The 4,472-nt window shown below is 43.4% G+C and carries 2 protein-coding genes and 1 pseudogene; all 3 read left to right on the forward strand.

What is annotated here, in order from left to right; translation table 11 throughout:
- Nucleotides 1-2,292: pseudogene (locus JGK39_RS32730) on the forward strand (Ig domain-containing protein group 2 domain-containing protein); the annotation flags it as partial.
- Nucleotides 2,293-2,319: 27 nt separating this feature from the next.
- Complete coding sequence (locus tag JGK39_RS32735; protein WP_293298928.1) at nucleotides 2,320-3,810, forward strand: DNA/RNA non-specific endonuclease; 1,491 nt, start codon at nucleotides 2,320-2,322, stop codon at nucleotides 3,808-3,810.
- Between the two features lie 27 nt (nucleotides 3,811-3,837).
- The gene (locus JGK39_RS32740) at nucleotides 3,838-4,368 is read left to right on the forward strand and encodes a pentapeptide repeat-containing protein (protein WP_293298932.1); all 531 of its coding nucleotides are present in this window, start codon (nucleotides 3,838-3,840) and stop codon (nucleotides 4,366-4,368) included.
- The last annotated feature ends 104 nt before the right edge of the window (nucleotides 4,369-4,472 follow it).

Genomic DNA, 4,472 nt, shown 5'->3' on the forward strand with positions numbered 1-4,472 from the left:
TACCTTTATGGCTCTTATCCTTCTTTGAGTGGTAGCGGGAGCGTTTATGCTTTCGATGTTGAGGAAATGATTAAAACTCTGGACAATCCCGGTCAATTCCAAATTGATAGTCTTGACAGGGGTGTTAAGTCTCCTTTCTTCACTACCGGGCGTGCCGTGACAAATGCTGATTTTGCGAGGGTTCCTATTGATGATATAAATCCGGCTATTAGTATTGCTGCTGACTATGGGATTCTTCAGGAGAACCGACCTGCTAATCAGTTTACTTATGGGGTGCCGTTGGGTACAAAACGCGCACCCGTTGGTACGGGAGGCAATTTACGGGATTTGAGTGCTGCACCGACTGACTGGCTGAATTTGAAGGGGCCTGGTGCAACTACAAGTGACCTGACTCCTACTTTTCAATGGCAGTTTGCTCCTGGTTGGGAGGATGTGAAAGAGGTTAATCTTTTTGTCAGTACCTTCGATAAAGGGGAGGGTTTGTTGCCCTGGGATAAGGTTGTCGATTTATCAGATTCGGCACTCCTTCCCGGATTCTCGGAAACACAAAAGCGTCAACTTCTTTCTAAGCCTTGGAACGGTTATGACGATTTCAATCCCAACCGGATTCTGACTGCGACTTGGAAGAAAGATACTGGCAAGTGGTACGGCCATGACGGGATTACGCCTCTTGACCAACCTTTAAATGACCCCGCAAATACTAGCACTAACTTCACGCTACCGAGGAGTCTTACTGCGGGGCAGAACTACAATTTTGCTGTTGAAGCTGTGAGTAATAGCGGGGCTGTGACCAAAGATTTGGGGCAATTTAAAACCATACCTCCAGGTAGCAATAGTCCTTTCAGCAGCGTGAGTGTGTTGACTCATGGTTTTACACTTTTGCCTAACCAGTCTGGGATTCCTGATTCATTTTTCCAAATGGCCAACAAAATTGCCACTGTGAGCGGTAATACACCGGAAAACAGCGGGTTAATTATGCGCTACGACAAGCCTACAGGTAACTGGATTCCTATCGATTTACAGGGACGGGAGATAACTAATTTGACGGGGGGGCTTAAGACCAGCGAATCTAATTATCTCTCTACTTTGGCAAATAACTTAAAAGCCGGGGTAGTTATAGATGGAAAGGAGATTAAATACCTCAACCAGAATAAACCGTTAGTGTTGCTGACAGAATGGTCGTTAGACAGAGAATCAGTCATTCCGGATGTGGGATTTTCTGAGGGTGCGGCTGATGCAATATTTGCTTCTCTGGTGCAGTTGGATCTGGCATTAGGAGGTAAGGTTGGAGAGTATGAAAACAATGAACTTAAGCGGTTGTACGACAGCCAAGGGAAGCTGATTCGCCAGCAGGGGGATTTGTTCAATTCGCCACTACATTTCATGGGCTTCAGTCGGGGTACCGTTGTCAATAGCGAAATCGTACAGCGTTTAGGAACTTTCTTCCCCCAAGCTGGTGGAACATCTATGGCTAACCGAGACCTCCAGATGACAACAATCGACCCGCACGATTTCTACCAACCTAGTTTGAATTTAAAATTACCTAATTTTCTCAGCACAAATTTCAGCGATTTCTACGAACCCAAAGTTCAGGTTTGGAATAATGTTACGTTTGCTGATAACTATTACCAAACTGTGGCTAATCCTAATGGTTTGACTGCTACTCCCAACGGTCGTGCTTTGGGTCTACTTCCACAAGAGGAGTTGAATAAGAATCCCAAACCCGCTGGACTGAATTTTCCTACAGTTAAGGGCGATCCTTTAGGGCAAGCAGACCGAGAGATTTTACTCGGTACTCGTGGGGGGGAACCAGGTCGTGAATACAGCCGTATTGGGTTTACGAAAGATGATCGTGTAGGAGGGACGCACACGCGAGCATTTGGATGGTATGCTGGGACGGTTGATTTAGGCCTGGAGAAAGTAAAAGTTGAGTATCCTCATGTGGAGGCTTCTGAGAATCCTCAAGAAATTAACGACATCTTGAGTGAAAAAGGTAATTCGGAATTGTCCGATCCTAATAACCGTGCTGCTAAAGATTGGTATGATAATGCCAATGGTGAAGGCGTTAATGACGGTTGGTTTTTATCGGTTTTGGGTGGTGGCAAAGAGGAGCGTCAGTATAGCAAAACTGGGCGCGTTCCGGTTAGTTTTGATAATACGCTTTCTGCTGGTATGCGGGGAGATTATGCGGTTCCTACTCTGTTTAATGGGAATTTTGACCAGTTTATTCGGAATAGGAGTGGGGCTGAAGAATTGGGTCGGAATGCTATTTCTAAGGAAATTCCTGGGTAGTCTTTTCATGGTGGTACATCAACGTTGGTGTCACCTATAAACAACCTTATAGAGTGGACTCAAATAGCTCAACAATCTCCCAATTTTGAAAAGAATTTGGAGTCATTAGGTATTAACTCGAAAGCTCCAGATTATCAACCAAATTATGCCCTAAAATTAGGTGCGGGCGACAGCATCACGCACAATCGCTTTGTGGTACCTGATTGGGGGGCCTTGCGGTTTGATGTTCATGTACCTAAGCCAGCTCCCCGTGATGATAAGAATAACTATATTCAGGTGTATTTGGAGACAGAAGACGAATCCATTATGCTAAGAGATACGGAGATTGCTCCTAGGACTATCGTCGGCGACCAGCCCATTGAAGATCTTATTCGTGAGCAAACGAGTGCAATTTCCGCTGCTGTAGATTTACGAGAAATTGAGATTGATCCTACAACACTTAATCAACCACTGATACAATCACAGCTTAATCGCATTAGCTATGGCTATCAGGGGTTTGAAACATTTCAAGTAAATGTACCCGATCGCATGCGAGGGAAAACAGCTAGACTAAGATTTGAGTTGCATGGAAAGACAGAAGTGTATATTGATAATGTATTCTTCAAAAGCGAACACCTGAAGTTTGGCAATCCATCTCTGAATCAACAAGAGGCAAGAAACGATCGAGCAAACCAACCCAATAACTACTTAATTGAGAAACCTCAGTATGCAGTTTCTTACAATGATAGTCTCAAGACTCCTAATTGGGCGAGCTATAAATTAGATTCTTCATGGTTAGCACCATCAGGTACCGAACGTAATGGTCAATTTTCAACGGATTGGAGCCTACCTTTTGATGATATTACAATCAGTAAAGACTACACTGAAGTAGGCGAAAAGCGTACTGTTGCTATCAAAGGACATTTAGTGCCAAATCAAGATCGAGGAAGAGAGGGCCGAGTTACAGTAATAGAGGAAGGGACAGGAAAAATAACAGAGCAGCGTTACTCTAAAGATAATTTGCAAACATTTTTGACAACAAATGTAGTACCACAACCTCAGCAGGATACAGCATGGCAGGCTCTCGAGGGTAAAATAAACGAGTTTGTCAGAGATAGTAATAACTCTAATGACCCTAATGACCCTAAGAGGCATAACAAGGAGGTTTACGTTATTACTGGCAGAACTGGCTCAAGCGATCTGATTCGCGTACCACGCACCAGTAACGGAGTAACTCCTCAATTTAATATTGATGTTCCTGAAGTGCTGTGGAAAGTTGTTTTAATTCCAGACAAACCAGGCCTAAGTCCTACAGATATCACCAAAATTAACGCAACCTCTTTTAACGCAACTTCTTTTGGCGTGCTTTTGCCAAATATTGACCACAGACCATCAAAACTAATATGGCAGGATCACGTTTTCTCAGTCAATGATATTGAGGAGTACACTGGCTATAACTTTTTCTCCAACATTCCCACCGAAGTTCAAGAAGAAATGGAAAACAATATTGATTTACCTAACTTCTTTAAGAAGAAATAGATTGAGGGAGAGAAAAATATGTTTTGGATGACAGTAGCACGATTAAGCGAGCGTTATAATGCTGGAGAACGTAACTTTGCTGGTATAAGGTTGTACAGTGAGTCATGCCGCAAACCTGAGGTTGGCAACATACTTAACTTACGCGATGTTATTTTAAGCGCTATTATCTTAAGTGGAGCAGACATTTCTGGTCCCAACCTAAGCCTAATAAACTTGCATGGAGCCCAGTTGGTTGGAACTCAGTTATCGAATACTTCACTAAGAGAGGCTGACCTCTCAGGTGCAGACCTGACTGGAGCCAACCTGGCTAATGCTCGTCTACATAAAGCTAACCTTAGAGGTGCTAAATTGATTGGAGCTAACTTAACAGGGGCTCAATTGATTGAAGCCGACTTAACTAATGCTGATTTAAGTGAAAGTATTCTTTGTCAAGTAAATCTTTCCAAAATCAAGTTAGATGAAGAATGCCATCGTCAGATACTCTGCACTAAGGCTTTGCTCTGGCAAACCTATCTGCCTGATGGCACGTTTATTAGTAGTCCCCGGTATCACGACTGAATATGTAGGGCTTGCCGAAAAAGCCTAAAACCTTTACAGAGAAAGACTTTGACTGGTTTGAACGCTCCGCGTGTGCAAGCTTATGAGCTAAAATCTGTCCAAAG

This window comes from Microcoleus sp. PH2017_12_PCY_D_A (assembly GCF_020738565.1).
In the GTDB taxonomy this organism is placed as follows: Bacteria; Cyanobacteriota; Cyanobacteriia; order Cyanobacteriales; family Microcoleaceae; genus Microcoleus.